The sequence below is a fragment of the Peredibacter starrii genome (genome assembly GCF_034259205.1).
Taxonomy (GTDB): Bacteria; Bdellovibrionota; Bacteriovoracia; order Bacteriovoracales; family Bacteriovoracaceae; genus Peredibacter; species Peredibacter starrii.
On sequence record NZ_CP139487.1, the window covers coordinates 2,163,939 to 2,183,027 of the forward strand.

At 43.0% G+C, this 19,089-nt stretch carries 24 protein-coding genes; 12 read left to right on the top strand and 12 right to left on the bottom strand.

The features are described 5' to 3' along the window. Nucleotides 1-42: 42 nt before the first annotated feature. The 5 genes from SOO65_RS11025 to SOO65_RS11045 all read left to right on the top strand — a co-directional run bounded on the left by SOO65_RS11025 (nucleotide 43) and on the right by SOO65_RS11045 (nucleotide 2,936). Nucleotides 43-504 (top strand): VOC family protein, encoded by a 462-nt coding sequence (locus SOO65_RS11025; RefSeq protein WP_321389513.1) that lies wholly within the window; start codon nucleotides 43-45, stop codon nucleotides 502-504. 115 nt (nucleotides 505-619) lie between these two features. Next, a complete protein-coding gene (locus SOO65_RS11030) occupies nucleotides 620-1,033 on the top strand; it encodes a hypothetical protein (protein ID WP_321389515.1) in 414 nt (137 codons plus the stop codon). A gap of 99 nt (nucleotides 1,034-1,132) precedes the next feature. Then, nucleotides 1,133-1,480, top strand: coding sequence for a hypothetical protein (locus SOO65_RS11035; protein ID WP_321389518.1), 348 nt, complete (start codon nucleotides 1,133-1,135; stop codon nucleotides 1,478-1,480). Between the two features lie 76 nt (nucleotides 1,481-1,556). Beyond that, nucleotides 1,557-1,940 (top strand): hypothetical protein, encoded by a 384-nt coding sequence (locus SOO65_RS11040; RefSeq protein ID WP_321389521.1) that lies wholly within the window; start codon nucleotides 1,557-1,559, stop codon nucleotides 1,938-1,940. 3 nt (nucleotides 1,941-1,943) lie between these two features. After that, the gene (locus SOO65_RS11045; RefSeq protein ID WP_321389524.1) at nucleotides 1,944-2,936 is read left to right on the top strand and encodes an extracellular catalytic domain type 2 short-chain-length polyhydroxyalkanoate depolymerase; all 993 of its coding nucleotides are present in this window, start codon (nucleotides 1,944-1,946) and stop codon (nucleotides 2,934-2,936) included. Between the two features lie 48 nt (nucleotides 2,937-2,984). On the opposite strand, the gene SOO65_RS11050 is transcribed toward SOO65_RS11045, so the two are convergent. The 4 genes from SOO65_RS11050 to SOO65_RS11065 all read right to left on the bottom strand — a co-directional run bounded on the left by SOO65_RS11050 (nucleotide 2,985) and on the right by SOO65_RS11065 (nucleotide 5,038). After that, a complete protein-coding gene (locus tag SOO65_RS11050; protein ID WP_321389527.1) occupies nucleotides 2,985-3,404 on the bottom strand; it encodes a hypothetical protein in 420 nt (139 codons plus the stop codon). A 21-nt stretch (nucleotides 3,405-3,425) separates the two neighbouring features. Further along, entirely contained in the window at nucleotides 3,426-3,974 is a 549-nt protein-coding gene (locus tag SOO65_RS11055; protein ID WP_321389530.1) for a hypothetical protein, read from the bottom strand. Beyond that, nucleotides 3,971-4,381 carry a hypothetical protein gene (locus SOO65_RS11060; RefSeq protein WP_321389533.1) on the bottom strand — a complete coding sequence of 137 codons (411 nt, stop codon included), beginning with the start codon at nucleotides 4,379-4,381 and terminating at the stop codon, nucleotides 3,971-3,973. The genes SOO65_RS11055 and SOO65_RS11060 overlap by 4 nt, the downstream gene beginning before the upstream one ends. 69 nt (nucleotides 4,382-4,450) lie before the next feature. Next, nucleotides 4,451-5,038: a CAP domain-containing protein gene (locus SOO65_RS11065; protein WP_321389537.1), complete on the bottom strand. Its 588-nt coding sequence runs from the start codon at nucleotides 5,036-5,038 to the stop codon at nucleotides 4,451-4,453. 104 nt (nucleotides 5,039-5,142) lie between these two features. Between SOO65_RS11065 and pip the strand changes: the two genes are divergently transcribed. After that, on the top strand, nucleotides 5,143-6,090 hold the full coding sequence (gene pip, locus SOO65_RS11070) for a prolyl aminopeptidase (protein WP_321389539.1): 948 nt from the start codon (nucleotides 5,143-5,145) through the stop codon (nucleotides 6,088-6,090). A gap of 40 nt (nucleotides 6,091-6,130) precedes the next feature. Here pip and SOO65_RS11075 read toward each other — a convergent pair whose 3' ends face one another. The 3 genes from SOO65_RS11075 to SOO65_RS11085 all read right to left on the bottom strand — a co-directional run bounded on the left by SOO65_RS11075 (nucleotide 6,131) and on the right by SOO65_RS11085 (nucleotide 7,373). Then, nucleotides 6,131-6,631: a hypothetical protein gene (locus SOO65_RS11075; protein ID WP_321389541.1), complete on the bottom strand. Its 501-nt coding sequence runs from the start codon at nucleotides 6,629-6,631 to the stop codon at nucleotides 6,131-6,133. A 108-nt stretch (nucleotides 6,632-6,739) separates the two neighbouring features. Beyond that, on the bottom strand, nucleotides 6,740-6,922 hold the full coding sequence (locus SOO65_RS11080) for a hypothetical protein (protein WP_321389548.1): 183 nt from the start codon (nucleotides 6,920-6,922) through the stop codon (nucleotides 6,740-6,742). Between the two features lie 73 nt (nucleotides 6,923-6,995). Further along, the gene (locus SOO65_RS11085; protein WP_321389551.1) at nucleotides 6,996-7,373 is read right to left on the bottom strand and encodes a hypothetical protein; all 378 of its coding nucleotides are present in this window, start codon (nucleotides 7,371-7,373) and stop codon (nucleotides 6,996-6,998) included. Nucleotides 7,374-7,512: 139 nt separating this feature from the next. Here SOO65_RS11085 and SOO65_RS11090 point away from each other — a divergent pair, with 139 nt between their 5' ends. Continuing rightward, the gene (locus SOO65_RS11090) at nucleotides 7,513-8,922 is read left to right on the top strand and encodes a S28 family serine protease (protein ID WP_321389554.1); all 1,410 of its coding nucleotides are present in this window, start codon (nucleotides 7,513-7,515) and stop codon (nucleotides 8,920-8,922) included. 60 nt (nucleotides 8,923-8,982) lie between these two features. Here the strand turns inward: SOO65_RS11090 and SOO65_RS11095 are convergent, their stop codons facing one another. After that, nucleotides 8,983-9,468: a hypothetical protein gene (locus SOO65_RS11095; protein WP_321389557.1), complete on the bottom strand. Its 486-nt coding sequence runs from the start codon at nucleotides 9,466-9,468 to the stop codon at nucleotides 8,983-8,985. 159 nt (nucleotides 9,469-9,627) lie between these two features. Between SOO65_RS11095 and SOO65_RS11100 the strand changes: the two genes are divergently transcribed. Next, nucleotides 9,628-11,454 carry a phospholipase D-like domain-containing protein gene (locus SOO65_RS11100; RefSeq protein WP_321389558.1) on the top strand — a complete coding sequence of 609 codons (1,827 nt, stop codon included), beginning with the start codon at nucleotides 9,628-9,630 and terminating at the stop codon, nucleotides 11,452-11,454. On the opposite strand, the gene SOO65_RS11105 is transcribed toward SOO65_RS11100, so the two are convergent. Beyond that, on the bottom strand, nucleotides 11,423-11,797 hold the full coding sequence (locus tag SOO65_RS11105) for a hypothetical protein (protein WP_321389561.1): 375 nt from the start codon (nucleotides 11,795-11,797) through the stop codon (nucleotides 11,423-11,425). The two genes, SOO65_RS11100 and SOO65_RS11105, sit on opposite strands and share 32 nt — an antisense overlap. 73 nt (nucleotides 11,798-11,870) lie before the next feature. Here SOO65_RS11105 and SOO65_RS11110 point away from each other — a divergent pair, with 73 nt between their 5' ends. Together SOO65_RS11110 and SOO65_RS11115 are read left to right on the top strand one after the other, a co-directional pair. Next, the gene (locus SOO65_RS11110; RefSeq protein WP_321389563.1) at nucleotides 11,871-13,823 is read left to right on the top strand and encodes a hypothetical protein; all 1,953 of its coding nucleotides are present in this window, start codon (nucleotides 11,871-11,873) and stop codon (nucleotides 13,821-13,823) included. Nucleotides 13,824-13,998: 175 nt separating this feature from the next. Then, nucleotides 13,999-14,940, top strand: coding sequence for an energy transducer TonB family protein (locus tag SOO65_RS11115; protein ID WP_321389565.1), 942 nt, complete (start codon nucleotides 13,999-14,001; stop codon nucleotides 14,938-14,940). Here the strand turns inward: SOO65_RS11115 and SOO65_RS11120 are convergent. After that, nucleotides 14,937-15,326 (bottom strand): hypothetical protein, encoded by a 390-nt coding sequence (locus tag SOO65_RS11120; protein ID WP_321389568.1) that lies wholly within the window; start codon nucleotides 15,324-15,326, stop codon nucleotides 14,937-14,939. The two genes, SOO65_RS11115 and SOO65_RS11120, sit on opposite strands and share 4 nt — an antisense overlap. A 155-nt stretch (nucleotides 15,327-15,481) precedes the next feature. On the opposite strand from SOO65_RS11120, the gene SOO65_RS11125 reads away from it, so the two are divergent. Further along, a complete protein-coding gene (locus SOO65_RS11125; protein ID WP_321389571.1) occupies nucleotides 15,482-16,561 on the top strand; it encodes a M28 family metallopeptidase in 1,080 nt (359 codons plus the stop codon). Here the strand turns inward: SOO65_RS11125 and SOO65_RS11130 are convergent, their stop codons facing one another. Next, entirely contained in the window at nucleotides 16,562-17,722 is a 1,161-nt protein-coding gene (locus tag SOO65_RS11130) for a zinc-dependent alcohol dehydrogenase (protein WP_321389575.1), read from the bottom strand. 235 nt (nucleotides 17,723-17,957) lie between these two features. On the opposite strand from SOO65_RS11130, the gene SOO65_RS11135 reads away from it, so the two are divergent. Further along, on the top strand, nucleotides 17,958-18,329 hold the full coding sequence (locus SOO65_RS11135) for a response regulator (protein WP_321389578.1): 372 nt from the start codon (nucleotides 17,958-17,960) through the stop codon (nucleotides 18,327-18,329). Here SOO65_RS11135 and SOO65_RS11140 read toward each other — a convergent pair. Continuing rightward, nucleotides 18,326-19,081: a hypothetical protein gene (locus SOO65_RS11140; RefSeq protein WP_321389580.1), complete on the bottom strand. Its 756-nt coding sequence runs from the start codon at nucleotides 19,079-19,081 to the stop codon at nucleotides 18,326-18,328. The genes SOO65_RS11135 and SOO65_RS11140 overlap by 4 nt on opposite strands. Nucleotides 19,082-19,089 lie beyond the last annotated feature (8 nt).

Genomic DNA, 19,089 nt, shown 5'->3' on the forward strand with positions numbered 1-19,089 from the left:
AATGAAACTCAGATATTTTTTTCTTAAGATCAGGAGGGATCTATGGAAACAAATGTAGAGCCAATTCCTAAGGGGTATCACTCCTTAACTCCCTATCTCATTGTGAACGATGCCAAGAAGGCGATTCAATTTTATGAGAAAGTGTTCGGTGCCAAAGAACTTTATCGAATGGATGCACCGAATGGAAAAATCGGACACTGTGAAATTGAAATCGGTGATTCAAGATTCATGCTGGCCGATGAATTTCCAGAGCGGGGAGCAGTGGCACCAACTCAAGGTGGGCGAGCTTTCTCTTTAGTGCTTTATGTCCCGAATGTGGACGAAATCTTTGATGAGGCCATCGATAATGGCGGAGTCATTGTTCATCCTGTAAAGGACCAATTTTATGGAGACCGAATGGGAACTTTCCGTGATCCATTTGGACATGAATGGAGTGTGGGAACTCATGTAGAAGACGTATCCCCTGAAGAAATGGATAAACGATCTAAAGAAATGTTTAGCTAAACCTGGAATTGTTAAGACTGAGTTATTTTTACAAAACCGTCCTCCCGCTACTTTACGGGAAAGTAGGTGATTTGTTACTAAGGGGCCCAAAGTAACATTCATTTTGGAGGTTCTGATGAAACATGTTTCATCTCTTCTAGTTCTTTCAGTGTTTTTTCTTTTAATTACCAATGCCATGGCAGCAACTATCCCTTCAATGAAGGACTGCACTCTGGATCTTTATAAGGCCAATCCTTGGCAATCAACTTACACAGTTGAGGATTCACGCGTTACCGGAAATAAAGCATCAGAAGTTATTCAAACGATTAAGTTAAACCGCGCTTCAATCAACACTCAAGTTGATATTTTGAATGTGCCTCGTTACGACATCATCACGAAGAAAGTCCTTCTTGATAAGCGTGGTGTTGATCCGAAGGCCTGCGAAGGTGTTATTTCCGCTCTGAAAGTGACGATCTGTACACAGGACGCCGCTGTTGCCGCTTGCGAAACTCGTTGTGAGTTTAAATGGATTGGAGCAGATTGCCGTTAATCAAAATTTATCCCCAAGGACCGGCCTCTACATAGATGGGCCGGTCTTCTCTGTGGTAGCAATTGGGAAATGAGTCTTACTTACCCAAAAGGAGCTACCATGAAATATCTTTTCTCCGTTCTTCTTTTTCTAGTAATGTCGCCGGCCTTCGCAGTGACTTGGACTTATCAGGTAAATATCAATAGCAATAAAGGCATTGTTAAAACGTTGGATCCGACTCGAAATGCTTTCGAAGCGGGAAACCACTATTGTGAAGTTACTCCTGTGGTAGTGAATAATCAGACAGAGTTTCGTTCCCTTAATTGTGGCGTAGGTTCAGGGACGGTAGGAACAGGTGGTCTTTGTACTCAGAAGGGAGCGAAGAATGCTTCTGTTCAATATGCCATTCTTAATATCAGTGATCCTAAAAACGTCATTAACGTCGTCGTAGCATGTAAATTTGATTAGAACCGGGGCCCTTGGGCCCCTTTTTATTGACCCCCTTTAAGAACCATGGTTTAAGCCGGGTACATAAGGAAATAAGATGAAATCAACACTGGTTTTCATTCTCTCACTCACGTCCTTATCGGCCCTGGCACAAAGAATGTGTCCTACCCGAACTTTTGAACTCGTTGCTTGCAGAGAGCAGAATTCAATCTCGATTTCAATTTGTGAAAATAAAGATAAAAAATTGGCCATGGTCTACCGTCGTACTCTTCAAGAGAATGTCGAGATTTATGAGACCAAGTTAGAAGAAAATAATTCTCATTACATCTTTAGAAGAGTCACTGATTCATCTGAGCAAATGGAACTTCAGGTCCAGAAAACCATCGATGATCATGCTCCCGGTTTCTTTACGTATTCGACACCAACAATCCAGACCCAAATAACCTTTAGATGTCTCACACGTCTACAAACCCAATGGTGAATTATGAAATGGCTGCTCCCTCTCACACTTCTTCCTCTCACAGCTTTTGCAAGTTCTAAAATCACTGTCTCGGGCATTTCCTCTGGCGCCTATATGGCCCAGCAGTTTCACACTGCCTTTTCATCTGATGTTTCCGGAGTCGGGATTGTGGCCGGAGGCCCCTATTACTGCGCCGGTGGACAGGCGATGCTGGCGATGAATCGTTGTATGAACACAAAAATGGGTTCACCGATCCCCGAACAATCTGTTTACGCCGCAAAGATCCTTGCGATGAGTGGTCTGATTGATCCAGTTAGTAATGTTGCTAATTCTCGGGTGTATGTATTCTCGGGCAGAAATGATCAAACGGTTTTCCCGATGGTCGCAGATGCGGCGGTTGAGACTTATCGCCTCTGGGGAGTGAATCCTCGTAACATTCGATATGAAAATAAGATGAACGCCGGTCACACTTTTCCTACAGTGGGGTTCGGGAACAACTGTGAGGCGAGTGAAGTTCCTTTTATTTCAAAGTGTGGAAAGGACGTAGCAGGAGAAATCCTGAATCATGTGATTGGCCCCTTACACCGTAAGACCGCTCCCAGATCCAATCGCTTTTTTACCATTAATCAATTAGCGGGAATGTATTCAGCTGAGGTCGCGATTGCGAATATGGGCCGGAAGGCCTATGCCTATGTTCCGGATGGCTGTGAATACCCGGATGCTAATGGCTGTCACGTGCATGTGGCCTTCCACGGCTGTAAACAGACCCTGGATGATATTAAAACGACTTTCATCAAAGAGGCGGGGTACAACGCCTGGGCCGAATCAAATCGCATTGTGGTGGTTTATCCGCAGGCAGTGAAGAGTCCTATGACCAATCCGAATGGTTGTTGGGACTGGTGGGGTTATGCGGGTCAGTTTTACCACACTCAACAAGGTGTTCAGTTAAAACAGGTCTACAAGATGATTAAAAATATCAAGGAAGGAAGATTAAAGCTTGAGCCGGTGGGAATTTAAGAGAGAAAACTGGTGTTGAAGAACTCAACACCAGTTTTGAAATAAGAATTAATTACGTAATTTATAAACGATACATTCAACTTTGTGTTCGAATTGATCATTCATCACAACCACGCGATCGGCCACCACAACATATTGCTTGTTGGTTACATCTGCACGAGTGCGAAGCAGGTTTTCATTAAAACCATCATTTGTTCCAACTGAAGTTGAAGATAGAAACTGAGTCGTTCCCCAGAGTCTGTAAACTGAACCGTATTCTACTAAACGGCTGCGTGTAAGACGGCCATTTGTAGCAGTAACTTTTACGCCATTAGCTTCTTCACGAACAGTTACTGAACATCGCTCGTTGGCAAATCGGCCATAATAGGTTCCAACTGGAAGCACCATTGTCAGGGCCTCAGTGGCGTCCATCTCTTGAGCAAAGGCCCTTCCAGAAACCAGGGCCAGTGCGATTAATAGCATCTTCATAAATTCTCCAGCGAGAGTTGGTTATTTTACTATTAAACGGTAGCTTCCAAGAGTCTCATAACCACTATCAATCACTTCATCAGTACTTACTTTGGTGATGGTGAAAATTGATTGAACGCCGATGACCACTGATTTTTTACCGGCCGGAGCATCGTCGTATGAAACGTTAATGGTGTTAAGAGAAGCTGAGAATGTATTGTCAGAGTTCTCTTTAAGTTGTGCTTCTGTGGCCATACGAGCAAGGCCAGTTGTTGCATAAAGCTTAGGGACAGTTCTCACGATCTTGTACTCAACGCCATCAACGAATACTGTTCTTTCGTAGAAATTAGTGTCACGAACAAATTGGAAACCTTGTTCTGATTCCACACACTTTAAAAATTCGATATCGATTTTAGTGCTGTCAGCAAGTTTCTTAGCTTTTAAGGGACGGTACACACCGTGAAACTGATGTTGGAATACGTCTGCCGCTGATTCACAACGAGCAACAGAACCATCAAAAGTTTTGATCATATCTTGAGCAGATACAACACCAGAGAAAGCAACTACAGCAGCAAGAATTAAATTTTTCATAGATTTACCACACACTCCACGGCCAATTCATAGTTGATATGGTTCACAATAAAGTGGTCGGCCACTACCACGTATTGCTGATTTTCAGTTACAGGAATTGTTCTTAGGATGTTTTCTCTTGTCCCGTCATTAGTAGATAATTTCTCAGTCGAAAGAAAGTGTCCTGGGAGACGAGCAAAATAAACAGTACCACGAGCAACTTCTCTAACACGAACAAGACTGTTATTAGAAGCTGTTACCTGAATCCCGTTAGCAGTTTTCTTTACAGAAACTTTACAAGGCTGATTATTGTATGAGCCAGAATATGAACCTACAGGAAGAATCGCAGTGAGAACGTCAGTAGCGTCTGGAACTTGTGCGAATGCAGTTGATGAGAGTAGAACGAGGGCCGTTACTAGTAATTTCATAAAGGTCTCCTTTTGAGTTTCGACCTTTATAGTACGTTCGGACCCTCACGATAAGTAAAAATGTAAGAATTATAGCTCTAGGAAAATCTGGGTCCAGTAATAGGTCCCAGAGGCGCTTTTGGCATATCCAAAGCCAGTGTGAGTCACTCGAGACTGTTCAATATTGGCCCTGTGCCCCGAAGAATTCATCCAGGCATTAAAAGCTGCCTGAGGAGTCTTCTGGCCATAGGCCACGTTTTCAGCACAAAGATTTCCACCACCTAGAACCGCTCGGGCCTGACTACAACGAGATGAGAATCCCGTGTGTCCGAAGGCGACTGTCCCGTTGGCCATGTTCTGACTGTGGGTCTGAGCGATTTTCTCCATTCCAGGGTCATGAATTAAGGCCCGGAGACCTAAACTCTGACGGTGATCATTTATCAGGTCCATGAATTCTTCGGTCCAGGTCTGGGTCGGAGTGGTAGTTCCGCCCGTTGTCGTTCCGGTGGTTGAACCCCCAGTTGTTCCTCCAGTCGTGGTCCCGGTTGAACCACTACTAGATCCTGCAGTCGTTTCATCAACTACCGTTTGGTCAGATGAGGATGAGTCCTCGCCAGGATTTTTGTTACAAGCTGTGACTAATAAAAGTGTCGTGAGAAGTAGTGTTGTTGTTTTCATAAATTCATTTTGAATTCATTCGAAAAACACCGCAATCCGGGGAAAAAAATTGTCTTCCACATTTTCCCAACAGTTTGATACGTTTAGCTTATCAAAGGAAATTTATGAGAGAGTTTTATCCTGAAATTGAGGCCTATCAAACGGGCCATTTACAAGTGAGTGATCTGCACTCGATTTATTATGAGCAAGTGGGAAATCCTGACGGAAAACCGGTCGTGTTTGTTCACGGAGGGCCAGGCGGCGGTGTTGATCCATCGATGAGAAGATTCTTTGATCCAAAGGTTTGGAGAATTGTTCTTTTTGATCAACGTGGTTGCGGAAAATCAAAACCATTCTCAGAATTAAAAGATAACACCACATGGGACCTTGTAAGTGATATGGAAAAGCTTCGTATGGAGCTTAATATCGAGAAGTGGACGGTATTTGGCGGATCATGGGGGTCGACCCTGGCCCTTTCCTATGCCATCAATCACGCTAATCGTGTAACGGGACTTATCCTGCGAGGAATTTTCCTTCTTCGTAAAAAAGAAATCGATTGGTTTTACCAGGATGGCGCGAGCTACTTATTCCCAGATGCCTGGGCAAAATATCTGGAGCCAATTCCTGAAGTGGAAAGACACGATCTGGTGACTGCATTTTATAAACGTTTAACTTCACCAGTTAAAGAAATCAGAACGACTGCCGCCAAGGCATGGTCTATCTGGGAAGGCTCGACGTCGAAGCTTTTCTTTGATCCGAAATTTGTAGAGCGTTTTGGTGGAGATGAATTCGCGGATGCTTTCGCCCGTATTGAGTGTCATTATTTCGTGAATAAAGGTTTTTTCCCTGAAGACGGATGGATTCTCAAGAACGTCGATAAAATCCGTCATATCCCGGCTTGGATTGTTCAGGGACGCTATGATGTGGTTTGCCCTGCGACTTCGGCCTATGAACTTAATCAGGCCTGGCCTGAGTCTAAACTTCATATCATTCCGGACGCGGGCCACTCGGCCTCAGAACCTGGGATCAAATCGAAGTTAATTGAAGCGACAGATTTTTTCGGAACGCTATAAACAAAAAGGGGACCTTTCGGTCCCCTTATTTTTTGAAATCTTAGAAGTGAATATCGTCGTATTCGCCGCCCACGCGAGCAGGGAATTCAGAGTAGTTGTCGTATGAATCACGGTGTGAATCACGACGACCGAACTCATCTTCTACTGCATCTGGGTTCTCAGATACGCCTCTGTCATCGTAACTAGAACCACTAGAGTAGCCACCACCATCGATACGCTTACGACAAGAAACGTTACCGTTTTTAACAATACATTTTTCGTAAGAAGCTACGCGCTTATAATCAACCAGGCGACAAGAGTAGTTTCTGTTACAAGTATAGAAACCTTTTACAACTTCATAAACGTGAACGCCCCACTGAACAACAAGTTTACCAGCTAGGTAGTTAGTGTTCTTAACAGGCTTTAGAGTTTGGCTTTGAAAAATTACTTTATGGTTCATTGGTCCAAGAGTACGAACTCTTTGAACGCGTACGTTTTGAGCATGAGCTACGTTGATGACGAAAAACACAGCTAGTGCGAGAGAAGTAAGGATGTGTTTCATGTTTCCTCCGGGTGAATTAATTTTAATGCCGCTTTAGATAAACCATTTATGGCATTAATAGAAGGACCTGCTGAAATATTTTCAGAGGAAACACGAAAAAAGATTTTGTTATTCTCGATATTGGCCCACGGCCGGTCTTCTCATCATGGCGATTTTCATTCTGAGATAACCAGAACCAATGCGATAAAGGGCCTTAAATTTGGTCATGTTCATGGTCTTCATCTCTTCCCAAAGATAGAGAAGCGAGCCCTTGATCATGCGGGATTTTCCTGACTCATTTTTTTTGGTCATACATTCCTCCTCTTTAACCTTGTTAAAGAAGCAGAAACGATGCCATGGGGAAGGGAGAGTAAAATGTGGATTTTTAAGTCTGAAACCAGCAGCTCATCTTAATGTCGCGGAAATCTATGCCGTAAGCAGGGACATAAAGTCTCGACATGACGCCGGTTTTCCGAATTGGATTACTTAGTTTTCCTTCTGCGATATCGCCCTGGCCATTGGCCATGCGGAAGCTCCGAGAAAGAAGACTTAGATTAACATCATATCCCGTAAATGTGGCCACTTGGCGCCCATCCACGAATACTCCACCTGTAAGATTTTCGAGATAATCGATATCACTCATATAGGCCGAAAAAGAAACTTTCTTTCCCTGGTGCACTCCTGAACAACCACCTTTTCCCGGGCCTGCGGCAAATGCTAGGGAAGTGGTAGCAAGTAGAAGGGAAAAAACGAGTTTTTTCATAAAAGGCTCCTATATATAGGCCACTATAGGCCGGAATCCCATTTGGACCTAGACTCCCTGTAAAATTGTAAGAATAAGCCAGTTGATAGCTGTCTCTGTGAGTGATATGAAAACCCACCCCAATTTTGAAGGAGACACAATGTCTTTTAAATTTCTTGCACTTGGACTGACTCTCGTGGCATCAGTCAACGCTCTGGCCGTTAACCACGGACATTTCTTTCATAAACAATCGCTTCTCATGCAATCAAACTCACCTGAAGGCGCTCACCTAAAACTACGCGCTGATGGAACAATGAGATCTGAGGAAGTTGGTTTTTATAATCAAAAACTTGATCACAGAAACCCAAATTCACCTATTTTTAAGCAGCGTTTTTTCGTTGATTCAAAATATGCTTCTGGCCCAGATGCTCCGGTTTTCCTCATCATCTGTGGAGAGTGGAACTGTGGCGGTACAGGTTCTTCTTCATTTGTAGAAAGCATGGCCAAAAATATGAAAGGTCACTTGGTGTCTCTTGAGCACCGTTTTTATGGTGAGTCTCTTCCAACCGCTAACCTTACGGCCCAGAATCTTCAGCACCTAAGTTTAGAAGCTGCCCTTATGGACCTTGCAACTTTCCAGCAAGATCTTATGAAAACCCGGGGCTGGACAGGTAAGTGGATTGTTACTGGTGGTTCATACGCTGGTACTCTTGCTGCCTTCTACCGTTTAAAATTCCCGACTCTTGCTGCTGGCGCATTGGCATCTTCAGCTCCGGTTCTGATGAAGAATCGTTTCTCTGAATACGATGCTCACATCGCCTCAGTGATCAACAAGACAACGTGTGGTGATAAAGTTCGTGAAGCGGTTAAGCTTATCGAAGACAAACTAGAAACTCCGGAAGGTACAAACGAAGTTAAGACCCTTTTCAAGGCGACTAACGTTGTTAACAATAAAGATTTCCTTTATGTCGTAGCAGATATGCTGGCCGCAGCTGTTCAATATGGCCGCGACAAGGTCTTCTGCCAGGCCCTAACATCTAACTCAGACCTTATTCAGGGTTACGCCAAAGGCGGTCTAGCAGTTCTTACTTCAATGGGTTCTACTCCATTCGAGATTTCTCTGGCCGTAGCTGAGAGAGAAAACGTAACTGCCGACGATAATATGCGCCAGTGGATGTGGCAGAGCTGTCGTCAGTTCGGTTGGTTCCAGGTTGCCAACGGTACTGGAAATGGTACATCTCGTTCTTCGCAGATCGACCTTGCTTATCACCAGGAAGTTTGTGCTCGTCTGTATAAGCAACCAATGACTGCTAACGAGTCACTTAACCGTTCTTACTACAATCAACTATTCAGCCCTGTGATGAACAATATCATCTTCACTAACGGCTCAAATGATCCGTGGTTGACTCTTTCAGTAACTGAAAGAACAACTCAGAGAAACCCTGGCTTTGATCTATTTATGATTCAAGGGGCAGCTCACTGTGATGATTTACGTCTATCGATGAATAACCCGGCCATGATGAGTGCTCAGGCAGAAATCGTGAAGGTTGTTACTGAGTGGTTAAAGTAATCTAAAGTTTAGATAAAATAATAAGGGCCCCGCTTGGGGCCCTTTTTATTTTGGGAAAGGCTAAAGAGGAACATCCATAGAAAGAACGTGAGTGTTCACGATGGTACAAACAGCTTCAACTCTTGGAGTGACACCTTTTGTACAAGAAAGATTCGCTACTTGCTTCGTAGAAGCACCAACACGATTGATGGCCGTTTTGTTATCCAAGGCCTTGAATAGCTCAGTTGCAAGTTTTCCAGAAAACTTAACCGAACCAGAAAGACCTCTTCCGCGAACAACCTCGGCTTTCTGAGAAGCACGAAGAAGGAACATAAAACCTGATTCATCACTTTCGATGTTTGATTCGTCAGCAATTTGAATTACTTTTTTACCGCGGGCATCGGCCTGAACATTAAGGAGACTGTAGATCTGTTTAGCGTCTCTTACCGATGTTTTTAGAGGTATACTCTGGTTAGTAGCACCATCGATACCAAATCCACCTTGAGTGAGAACTTCGGCCTGTGCGGCGAAACTAAGACAGCAAAGCATGATTGCTAATTTTTTCATAAAACCTCCGGGGTTTTTTAGTTAAGCGGATGTTAGTTCCATCAGGCACTTGGAGCAACTAGGGTATGTAGGAAGTAACCTGTCTAAGATTTTGACAGTCCTTTGTAATAACTGCTGGATGGCACCTACGGAGCAAATGCTTCGGCTAAAATCTGGAGCATGAGAACATTTCTCGCGCTCTATATTTTGTCAGCACTGTCGCTTCATGCGGCCTCGATCTTCGTTCCCGAGAACGGGAAGTTTGCATATAACCTCGCAGGAATTACCCAAAACTTTAAGAACCATCGTAACGATTATGTGACCCTTCGCTCAGAGTATGCCAAGTCTGGTGAAGTCTATAAATTAGATGCCATTAAAAATGAATATCAGATCAGAAACTATTACCAGCGTGATCTGTTTAAACTGCAGGACATGTTTGTTCTAAACTCTGAGGCCTATATTAAGTCTCAAAATGCTAAGACCTTTAACGAAGCAAAACGCACTCAGTATTCTAAGTATATCTTCAATCATAAAAAACTCACTCACCAGAAAACCACTCCAGCGATGAAAGAGTGGGGTGGTCTCACCCATCCGCCGGTCAAGAAACTCACCATGCCTCTTCATAAATATGATGAAAATTTTGGGGCCATTGATTACAGAAAAATATCGAGCCCTTATTTTAATCCGGCCCTGCAGCTTGATATTGATCAGGTTTCCCGCTCAGAACTGTCATTTGGAAATACCGTTAAGGCCCTGGCCGACCATGATGCCTTCCTTGCTAAAAAGCGACTTATTAAAAATGCTACGACCACAATTTTTATGTCTTCCCTGGTTTTTGTTTGTGACAAGAGCACCAGAGAATTGGTTGAGCTCCTGATTGATAAGCATCATGAAGGTGTGGATGTGAAAATCATCGCGGATGGTACCGTCGGGAAAATTCTCGGACACCGGGAGTGTTTTGAACTTATGAGAAATGCCGGGATCAATGTGATTGAGACCAAAGATTTCTTCAAACATAAGCTTAAGGCCATTTATCATACAAAAACTTTGGTGGTTGATTTCAGAGAAGCGATTGCCGGCGGCCAGAACATGCTGGATGCGGATAATTTATCTCGAGGTACTGATTTTCAGAATCGTGACATCGATCTCTATATCAAAGGGCCAATGGTCTCTGATGTAACTAAACAGTTCTTAGAAAACTGGGCCTATCAGGTCTCACTTAATCCGGAGCACCCACTTCTACTGGGCTATGAATTTTATTTAAAGCAGCAAATGAAGCTTGAGCGAGAGCAGGGTCTGCGTGGACAAAATCTATACGCGCGTATCCTAAATAATCCGGAAACTCGCATGAAAGGCGTTTGTCGCTTTATTAAACAAGCTCCTTATGAAGATCGTCACACCATCGGTAAGGCCTACTTAAAACTTCTTCCCTTGGTGAATAAGCACCTTGTGATTACAGATCCCGTGAAGAGCGACACTTATACTCCAGATCCTTTGAAAGCTTCCATCACAGATAAGCTCGACAATTTTGACATGTTTAACCAACTTCATCTGGCCACTCAGTCTCTTGCCCGAAAAGGCAAAAAGATTGATTACATCACTACCAATATCAATATGGCCGGAAATGAAAATGTGGCGATGATGAATGATCGAATCAAAGAACAACTTGGTATGGGCAAGGACATGGCGGCCAACATCAGCCTGCTTAAGATTGTTCTTACCAACGATTATTTTGGAATTCCTCACTACGAAAATCTTTTGAAGGACTGGTACCCACATAAAAGTGTTCACATCTGGAAACACCTAAGCTTCATGCACTCGAAGATCTTTTACTTTGATCGGGTGGTTTCTTCAGTGGGAAGTTTAAATTTCCAACACAATGCCACTGATCAGGCCTATGAATCGACGACGATTTGTATGGATGAAAAATTAAATGCTGAACTAGATCAAATTCTTGTGCAAGATATGGCCAATTCTATTCCTTTGATTTTTCAGGCGCTAAAATAGTTTTCACAGGTGGACATGTGCCATTCTGTTCAAAGGCGAGGATGATTCCATCCTTGATACTAAAAGCATTGTCGCAATTGTAGAATGGCATTCCCATACAACCGCCAAGACTCTGACAGTAGGCCGAAGATTGATATCTTGATTGGTCCCGAAAGATCCAAGTCTCGGCCCCATCTTCGTGTTTTTTCTTGTTAATTGGTAAGTCTCTGAAGTATGAATGTTTTTTTAATTCTTCAACTGAATGGCCCTTCCAAGATTCTAAAGCAACTTCACGTTGTTCTTTAGAGGTCGAGGAGCATGCCGTGAATAGAAGAGTTATTAAAAGAAGTATGATTTGTGTCATAACGACCGCCTTCTAAGAGTGAATATATTACGGCCACTCTAGGAGTAACCTAAAACCTAACTTAAAATTTTTTATGATGAAATTTACAGCTTTAATTCTCGGTATTCTGGTCCTAGTTGCTCAAGAAGCATCTGCTTCACGTGAATGTAAAAATGGTAAGTGGCGTGCCGCTGCTGAACAAATTGCGCGCATGAAGTTAGAGGGTGAACTTGATCTGATTGATTTGGATTTGTTCCCGGGCGGAAGTTTTGTGGCGGGCTTTGAATACGAAGTTGAACCGGCCCACACCAAAGGTCTTTATTCTCGTACAGATTCTTGGCAAGTAAGCACCAAGGCCATTCCTGGCCGTACTGTTGAAGTTGGTGGCTTTGATGTAGGTCTTAACGGCGGTGTAAAAAATCAAATCGAAGCAAACTTTGTTCGCTTTATTAAAGATCCATGTGAGGCCATTGCTGCTACTCCATATACTCCAAAAAGAATTCCTCTTAAGGCAAGCATCGCCCTTGGACCTAAGTTCAATGTTGGTGATTATTTCTTCTTTAAAGGTTCTCTAGGCTTTGTAGCGAGTGCTGAACTTCTTCAACTCCTAAGCAACTCAGCTTGGGGTGTTAGCTTCTCAGCTGGTTATATGATGGAAGGTTTCTATAAGCTTCACATCGTAAGAATTGATGAAACTCACGTTCGTCTTAAAGTTATCGCTCACCGTGGTCACGGTGTATCGGGATCAATTGGTCTTGGTTACCAGAATGACTTCGAAGTGTTCCAGGTTGATCGTTTGAACGATATTCTTGAAGATTGGATCAATCTAAAACCGGTAGAACTTACTGCTTCGAAAAACCAGAGCAAGGTTTTCATGGTGGACTACGTTCTTGATCTGACTGATCCTGAAGTGATTCACGCTTACGATACACTTCTTAAAAAAGTTCGTGAGTTCAAAAATATCAGCCTGATCAAGCCATTCAAAAACGATCCTGATCTTGAAGGAAACGTTCTTCTTGATCTACGTGAACTAGAGGATCTTTACCGCCGCGATTATCAAAACGGATCAGTGGCAAGAATCAAACGTAACCTTCGCACAAATTCTCACCAAACTTCTTTTGGTATGAATCTAGAAATCGGTAACCGAATTCTTGGTTATGAATGGGACAAAAATAACTCAACTGCCATGATGAGTGTGAAACAAGATAACGATACAATTGATCGTTTTATGCTTAAGTCTTGGGGTACTTCTCGTGAAGGTCGCTTTTTCTATTCTTGGTCTAAGGCAAAATCTCACGATTCTCTAAACGCTCTATTTGCAGCTGATGATGAGAAGTTTCAGTACCTTCGTCCGATTAATATCGTGAAGTACAAGAGCCGTAAGAAAAACCGTTTCTCATTCAAAGAATTCCATAAGTTAAAACTTCTTATGAAGAAGTCACTTCCTGCTGAAATCTTTGCAGGAATTCCTTGGTCTACATGGAACCAAACGAAAGACGATAAGTTCACGAACTACGGTCTTCGTTTTGAGCTACTTCTAGCTCCTGAGGCCATTACTGAAACAATGCCGCTTACACGCAAAGATGTAAAAGTTTTCTTCATGGATTACTTAAAGAGCAAGGGACTTAAGCCTCGTGATTTCTTCCCGGCCTACTTCAATAATCAAAGCGGTGAGCAACTGTCTCCAGAAGAGCAGTTTAATCTTAGCCTTGATGATTTTTCAGTGAAGATGGAATACGGTCTCGATAAGGCAAAACCTGCGGTGGAACGTCTGGAAGTATTTAATCGCATGAAGAACAACGTTCTTTTCGAAGAAAGTGGTTTTGGTTTTATGATGTATCTGCAACAAGACAAGATGGCGTCTAACTATCATCTTGATCTCGATATCTCTTCTAACGAAGCGATCATTGATTACTCGTATGGAGACAGTTCACTTTCTGCACTCTATAAGAAGCTTCTAACGATTAAGGCCGCTTTGGATGATGACGCTCTGGATATCATTCGTGAAGCGGAGTCTCTTTCTGTTTCTACTTCTGCATTAAATTAATTTTTCTCTTTCTCACCTGAGTCACACTCAGGTGAGAATTTCTCTTCGCAAATTCCCAACTAAAGCATTTCAGGACCCTCATTTAATTCACATAGGACTACTTACTTAAGAAAACTCATGCCTGAAACAGGGTCGAGTGACTTAAAATAAGAGCGGGAAATCCATGGAGGGATTGATGGGGCGCTCTTGGTGGGCCAATAGCAAAAGAGTATTTCTCGCACTGTTGATTATCTTTTCTCTAATTCACTTAGGGACAATGCTTCTGCGCCTGAAGATCCTTGATCGCACCAAATACACGCCTGTGGCCAAAACCAGACCTCCTATCAAAGTAGATTTGCGTAAACTTCCTCCGTCATCTCAATCCCCTTTTAAAAAACAAATCGTTGAGTCAGAAGATGGGGGAGAGAAAAAGAAGGTCAAAGGGGCCTATCTCAGTGATAAAGACCGGGCCTTTGATAAGGAAACCATCGCTAAGCGAGTCGATCCATTTAATAAAGGGGCAAAGGCCGGTGGCGGTGAGAAAGGTGACGCTGACAAGAGTAAGAAAGGATCAGAGGGTAAGAAGAAAAACATCGCCTCGGGTAAAGGAAGGCCCAATAAAGGCATGAAGCTTTCAGACCTTGGTGCACATGTTGGACAACCAGACCCGTTCATGGAGGCGGCGAAAGAATACTCGAGTAAAAAGAAGGGCAATGGAGGAGATCCTAATCTTCCCGGTAGAAGTGTGAGCTCAACCAATGATCATGTGGAAGAAGTGCCATTGGGTGATATGACTCATCTGAATACTGTTGAATACAAATACTATGGATTCTATCACCGTATTAAACAACGCTTAGAGCAGTTCTGGGGAAGAAGTATTCAGGAAAAGGCCCAGCAGCTTGCTAAGGCCGGAAGGACTGTGGCGTCAGATGATGAACTGGTGACTTCATTGCAAATTACGATGAATCATTTAGGTGAAGTTTTAGAGATTAGCATCACTGGAGCGAGTGGAATTAAAGAACTCGATGATGCGGCCATAGAATCCTTCAATCAGGCGGGACCATTTCCAAACCCACCCAAAGGGCTTCTCCAAGATGGGAAGGTCACTATTGAGTGGGGCTTTGTGGTAAATACTTAAGGCTGCTTTTTGTATTGGAAGAGGCTCAGCATGGTGTTTCTGAAATTATTATTTTTCACTCCACGGGCCACCATGATGTAATCATTTTCTCTAAGCGCGATGGCCCCTAGATCGATTCCACCTTCTGATGAAAAATTGGCCTCATATGAGTTTCCTGGGGAAAAGAAGCTAGAAATCTTTCCACCAAGTTCCAATATGCCTGATTCAGTATCTGTTCCACTTGGCTCTGAACATTTTGAGTCTCTAAACCAAGAGCGTTTAAATTCATAAGAACCGTCTTTCTGAATGTGGTAAGACTCCACCACGAAACCCTGATGGTCTGGACTCATCTGAGTTTGAATACAAGTAGTACTCCAAATACCCGCTAATAATGCCAATGTGATCATGGTTATACCCCGTTGTTTTTTGCGGACTTATAGCCTCCCTGGCCTGTTTCTGAAAACTTAATCTTTCTTCATGTTAGCTGTCTAAACTTTAGACAGCGGCCGAAAACCTTTCACTCCATCCCTTTAAAACGTGAGACCCCCTTAAAATGAATGAGATGAAATTTCTTATTCTTGGTCTCTTCATGCTTGGTCTATTTTTGGGTCTCAGTGCGGGCCCCAAGGACGATCATGTTTACCAAGTGATTAGTAGTCACCCTCATGACGTTGAGGAGTTAAAAAACCACACTGAAACCATTCATCAAAAAGGCAGACTTTGGATCGTTCGCTTAAAAGAAAATGCACCAAAGGAACTACTGGAGCATCTTAGACCTCTGCGTGGTGGTGAAGATCATTATTCATTCGTTGGCAGACTGATTACCAACAAAGTGTTCAAGTCAAAACCGGTTGATTATCGCGGATTGATTAATCAGCTTTCTCTGGAAAACATCAAAAACGAAGTTTACTGGCTCTCAAATTTTGAAACTAGATATGCTGGTAGTGACGAAAATCAATTGGCCACAAACGGAGTTGCTAAAAAACTAGAATCTCTTGGTTATACGGTTAAGAAAATTTGCTATCACCCAGAGGCCTGCAGTCTTGTTGCAGAAAAAACCGGCACGATTCTCAATCGTGAAGTGATTATGGTCATGGGCCATATTGATTCAGTAGGAGAGTATTTTGCTGGCGCTGATGATAATGCCAGTGGAGTCAGCGTGATTTTAGAGATGGCACGAGTTCTAAAGGACTATAACAATAATAAAACGATCCGATTTTTTATCTCAAATGGTGAAGAACTTGGTCTCATCGGTTCCACTCAATATGCCACTCAACTTGAGCGTGCAAAACAGTTAAAGAACATCTCACTTGTGATTAATATGGATATGGTTGGCTACAATACAACTGGTGTTGTAGAGCTAGAAACTGATCCTGAGTTTGAAGAACATGCCCAATGGATGGCCGGAGTTGCGGCCAAGTACACTAAGCTTAAAACAAAAATCTCTCTCGGCGCCTATGGCAGTGATCACGTGCCTTTTCTTCAAAGAGGTGTGCCAACTGTTCAGACGATTGAAGATTGGGAAAATAAGAATCCATGTTACCACATGGAATGTGACAGACCCGATGCTCTAAATTATGAGTATGCCACCGAAGTGGCACGACTCAATTTAGCTGCTGTTCTATTAAAAGATAACGAATAATTAGCCGTGTGGTTTTAACACCACCTTCATACACTTATCTTCTTTGTTATTAAAGATATGGTAGGCCTCACTGATTTTATCCAGTGGTAAGCGGTGAGAGATAATATCATCCAGGAAAACTTTTTTATCTCGCACCAAACCAAGTAATTCATCGATATATTTGTGAACTGGTGCCTGGCCACCTACCAGTCGAAGTCCCTTATCGAAAATTTGTCCCCAAGGGAAATTATCATAAGTCGTTCCGTAAACACCGACCACACTGACCACACCACCTCGACGAACGGCCCTCACTGCCATTTTAAGTGCATTAAGCGTACCTGCTTCGAGATGAACAAATTGGGCGGCCTTATCAAAGAGGGTACGATCGGCCTCCATTCCAACGGCATCGATGACGACATCAGCACCACGTCCTCCCGTCATTTCTCGGATGATTTCTGCAGGATCGTGCTCTTTGAAGTTAATCACTTCTGCTTTGGCACTTTTTTGGGCGACTTCCATACGATAAGGCAGGTGATCGATACCAATAACTCTCTTAGCACCTTTAAGCCAGGCTGCTTTCATGGCCATGACTCCGACCGGGCCACAACCAAAGACGGCCACTGTCTCGCCACCTTTTAGATCGGCCCAATCAACTGCCGACCAGCCAGTTGGAAAAATGTCTGTAAGAAATAAAACCTGATCATCAGTTAGTGATTGATCTATTTTTCTTGGACCAAAATTAGCGAAGGGCACTCTCACGTATTCCGCTTGGCCACCGCTATAACCACCATAAAGGTCAGTGTATCCAAACAAGGCCGCACCCTTTTCCCTTAAAAGACCACCCTCAGGACCATAGTTTGAGTTACTGTTCTCACAATGGGTCGATAATTGATGCTCACAAAAAAAGCATTGCCCACACGCGATAGGGAATGGCACCACAACGCGGTCGCCACGTTTCAGATGCTTGATGTCTTTGCCCACTTCTTCGACCACCCCCATAAATTCATGGCCCATCACCATTGGTCTTACCTGAGGGATGAGTCCGTTATAGATATGCAAATCTGAGCCGCAAATGGCGGTAGAAGTGACTTTTAAAATGATATCGTTATTTTTCTCGATGATGGGATCTGGGACAGTATCTAGAGTTACTTTTTTAGGACGATGAAAAACTAAGGCCTTCATGTCAAACTCCCTTTGTTACTTCTTAAGAGAGTTGAAACTTTTTTTTGATCAGAGTCAATTCAACCGGGTTGAAGGTTGGCAAAATAAAGCTAAACTTAATACTGATGTTTTTAGTGGGAGTATCCTTGCGAAACTCTTCACTCCTAATGCATATGGTTAGTGAAGTGAGTGATCTTCGACTGTTCCTAATTAGGAATTAATGGTATGACCAAAGTTACCTTTGGGGAGAGTAGGAATGAAAAAAGTCTTTGTCATTGATGATGATGCTGATGTTCGCGACGTCATCGTGTTTGCCCTTGAAGAAGAAGGTTATGAAGTTGAAGTTTCTGAGAACGGCAAACAGGGCCTGGACATTCTTAGTTCATATGAAGAGTCTCGTTATCCGGGACTTATCATTGTTGATTATCTCATGCCAGAAATGGACGGGATTACTTTTATCAAAACCCTGAAATCTGAATATCCTGATACTCTTGGAAAAATTCCTCTTGTTATCAGCAGTGCTATGGGACAGATGGATGAGTTTGATTTTCTCAGCGATGTAAGTCGTCTCTACAAGCCGATGGATCTGGAAGATCTTCTGAAAATCGTTAAAAAATACTGCGATTAATAGTTTTGAGCATCATTCAGGCATTGGGAATCAAACATCACAATGCTTCTGGTTTGAATGAGATTTTTCACAAAGTTTCTAAGACCAGAAGTTCCTTCGTTTTGCCAGTACATCACACAAGTAGGCTCATTACAGTGCGCCCCATGTTCAGAGTCCTGATGAGCGGCCTTCATTGGTAGGCCATTATTCACAAGACCTAGGGCATGGCCGGTTTCGTGAATGATGGTCGCCTGTTCAACATATTGAGGAATTCGTTCTGCTTCTGATCCGCTTCTGGCAATTACGTCTTTAAAAATCGCCATCGTGTAGGTATTAGAAATATGAAATCCTAAAACGTTGCTATTTTCAGTGTATTCACCTTTCACGAAAAAGATCTTAAACACCAGTCCACTTTCTGAAGTCTCCACGGTTTTTGAAAGTGAAAGAACATCATCGATGCTCCATTTGGCCTTCCCTACAGTTTTAATTTTAGTCATTTGACTAAGAGATGTGGGGATCACCAGCGTGGGTTTGGGTGAACGATTTTTAAACAGGGCCTCTATGTTTGCCTGGTAGATTGACCAGTATTTCAAGAGGGCGAGATCTGAATCTTGTGTATAAGGTTCAGCGCCTTCTTCGTAATAGACCTTCACCGTAATCTGATTGGCACCAAAAATAGTATTGGGATTCTGGGCCTGGGTAGAAGATTTCTTGCCGGGATCTTTTCCGCAGGCGGAGATGAGCAATAAGAGGGTTAGAAGGAACATTTTCATAAAGGACT

What these genes read in the sequence shown, in the direction of transcription:
- SOO65_RS11025 (WP_321389513.1), top strand. Translation starts at nt 43, where the DNA reads ATGGAAACAAATGTAGAGCCAATTCCTAAGGGGTATCACTCCTTAACT.
- SOO65_RS11030 (WP_321389515.1), top strand. Translation starts at nt 620, where the DNA reads ATGAAACATGTTTCATCTCTTCTAGTTCTTTCAGTGTTTTTTCTTTTA.
- SOO65_RS11035 (WP_321389518.1), top strand. Translation starts at nt 1,133, where the DNA reads ATGAAATATCTTTTCTCCGTTCTTCTTTTTCTAGTAATGTCGCCGGCC.
- SOO65_RS11040 (WP_321389521.1), top strand. Translation starts at nt 1,557, where the DNA reads ATGAAATCAACACTGGTTTTCATTCTCTCACTCACGTCCTTATCGGCC.
- SOO65_RS11045 (WP_321389524.1), top strand. Translation starts at nt 1,944, where the DNA reads ATGAAATGGCTGCTCCCTCTCACACTTCTTCCTCTCACAGCTTTTGCA.
- SOO65_RS11050 (WP_321389527.1), bottom strand. Translation starts at nt 3,404, where the DNA reads ATGAAGATGCTATTAATCGCACTGGCCCTGGTTTCTGGAAGGGCCTTT.
- SOO65_RS11055 (WP_321389530.1), bottom strand. Translation starts at nt 3,974, where the DNA reads ATGAAAAATTTAATTCTTGCTGCTGTAGTTGCTTTCTCTGGTGTTGTA.
- SOO65_RS11060 (WP_321389533.1), bottom strand. Translation starts at nt 4,381, where the DNA reads ATGAAATTACTAGTAACGGCCCTCGTTCTACTCTCATCAACTGCATTC.
- SOO65_RS11065 (WP_321389537.1), bottom strand. Translation starts at nt 5,038, where the DNA reads ATGAAAACAACAACACTACTTCTCACGACACTTTTATTAGTCACAGCT.
- pip (WP_321389539.1), top strand. Translation starts at nt 5,143, where the DNA reads ATGAGAGAGTTTTATCCTGAAATTGAGGCCTATCAAACGGGCCATTTA.
- SOO65_RS11075 (WP_321389541.1), bottom strand. Translation starts at nt 6,631, where the DNA reads ATGAAACACATCCTTACTTCTCTCGCACTAGCTGTGTTTTTCGTCATC.
- SOO65_RS11080 (WP_321389548.1), bottom strand. Translation starts at nt 6,922, where the DNA reads ATGACCAAAAAAAATGAGTCAGGAAAATCCCGCATGATCAAGGGCTCG.
- SOO65_RS11085 (WP_321389551.1), bottom strand. Translation starts at nt 7,373, where the DNA reads ATGAAAAAACTCGTTTTTTCCCTTCTACTTGCTACCACTTCCCTAGCA.
- SOO65_RS11090 (WP_321389554.1), top strand. Translation starts at nt 7,513, where the DNA reads ATGTCTTTTAAATTTCTTGCACTTGGACTGACTCTCGTGGCATCAGTC.
- SOO65_RS11095 (WP_321389557.1), bottom strand. Translation starts at nt 9,468, where the DNA reads ATGAAAAAATTAGCAATCATGCTTTGCTGTCTTAGTTTCGCCGCACAG.
- SOO65_RS11100 (WP_321389558.1), top strand. Translation starts at nt 9,628, where the DNA reads ATGAGAACATTTCTCGCGCTCTATATTTTGTCAGCACTGTCGCTTCAT.
- SOO65_RS11105 (WP_321389561.1), bottom strand. Translation starts at nt 11,797, where the DNA reads ATGACACAAATCATACTTCTTTTAATAACTCTTCTATTCACGGCATGC.
- SOO65_RS11110 (WP_321389563.1), top strand. Translation starts at nt 11,871, where the DNA reads ATGATGAAATTTACAGCTTTAATTCTCGGTATTCTGGTCCTAGTTGCT.
- SOO65_RS11115 (WP_321389565.1), top strand. Translation starts at nt 13,999, where the DNA reads ATGGGGCGCTCTTGGTGGGCCAATAGCAAAAGAGTATTTCTCGCACTG.
- SOO65_RS11120 (WP_321389568.1), bottom strand. Translation starts at nt 15,326, where the DNA reads ATGATCACATTGGCATTATTAGCGGGTATTTGGAGTACTACTTGTATT.
- SOO65_RS11125 (WP_321389571.1), top strand. Translation starts at nt 15,482, where the DNA reads ATGAAATTTCTTATTCTTGGTCTCTTCATGCTTGGTCTATTTTTGGGT.
- SOO65_RS11130 (WP_321389575.1), bottom strand. Translation starts at nt 17,722, where the DNA reads ATGAAGGCCTTAGTTTTTCATCGTCCTAAAAAAGTAACTCTAGATACT.
- SOO65_RS11135 (WP_321389578.1), top strand. Translation starts at nt 17,958, where the DNA reads ATGAAAAAAGTCTTTGTCATTGATGATGATGCTGATGTTCGCGACGTC.
- SOO65_RS11140 (WP_321389580.1), bottom strand. Translation starts at nt 19,081, where the DNA reads ATGAAAATGTTCCTTCTAACCCTCTTATTGCTCATCTCCGCCTGCGGA.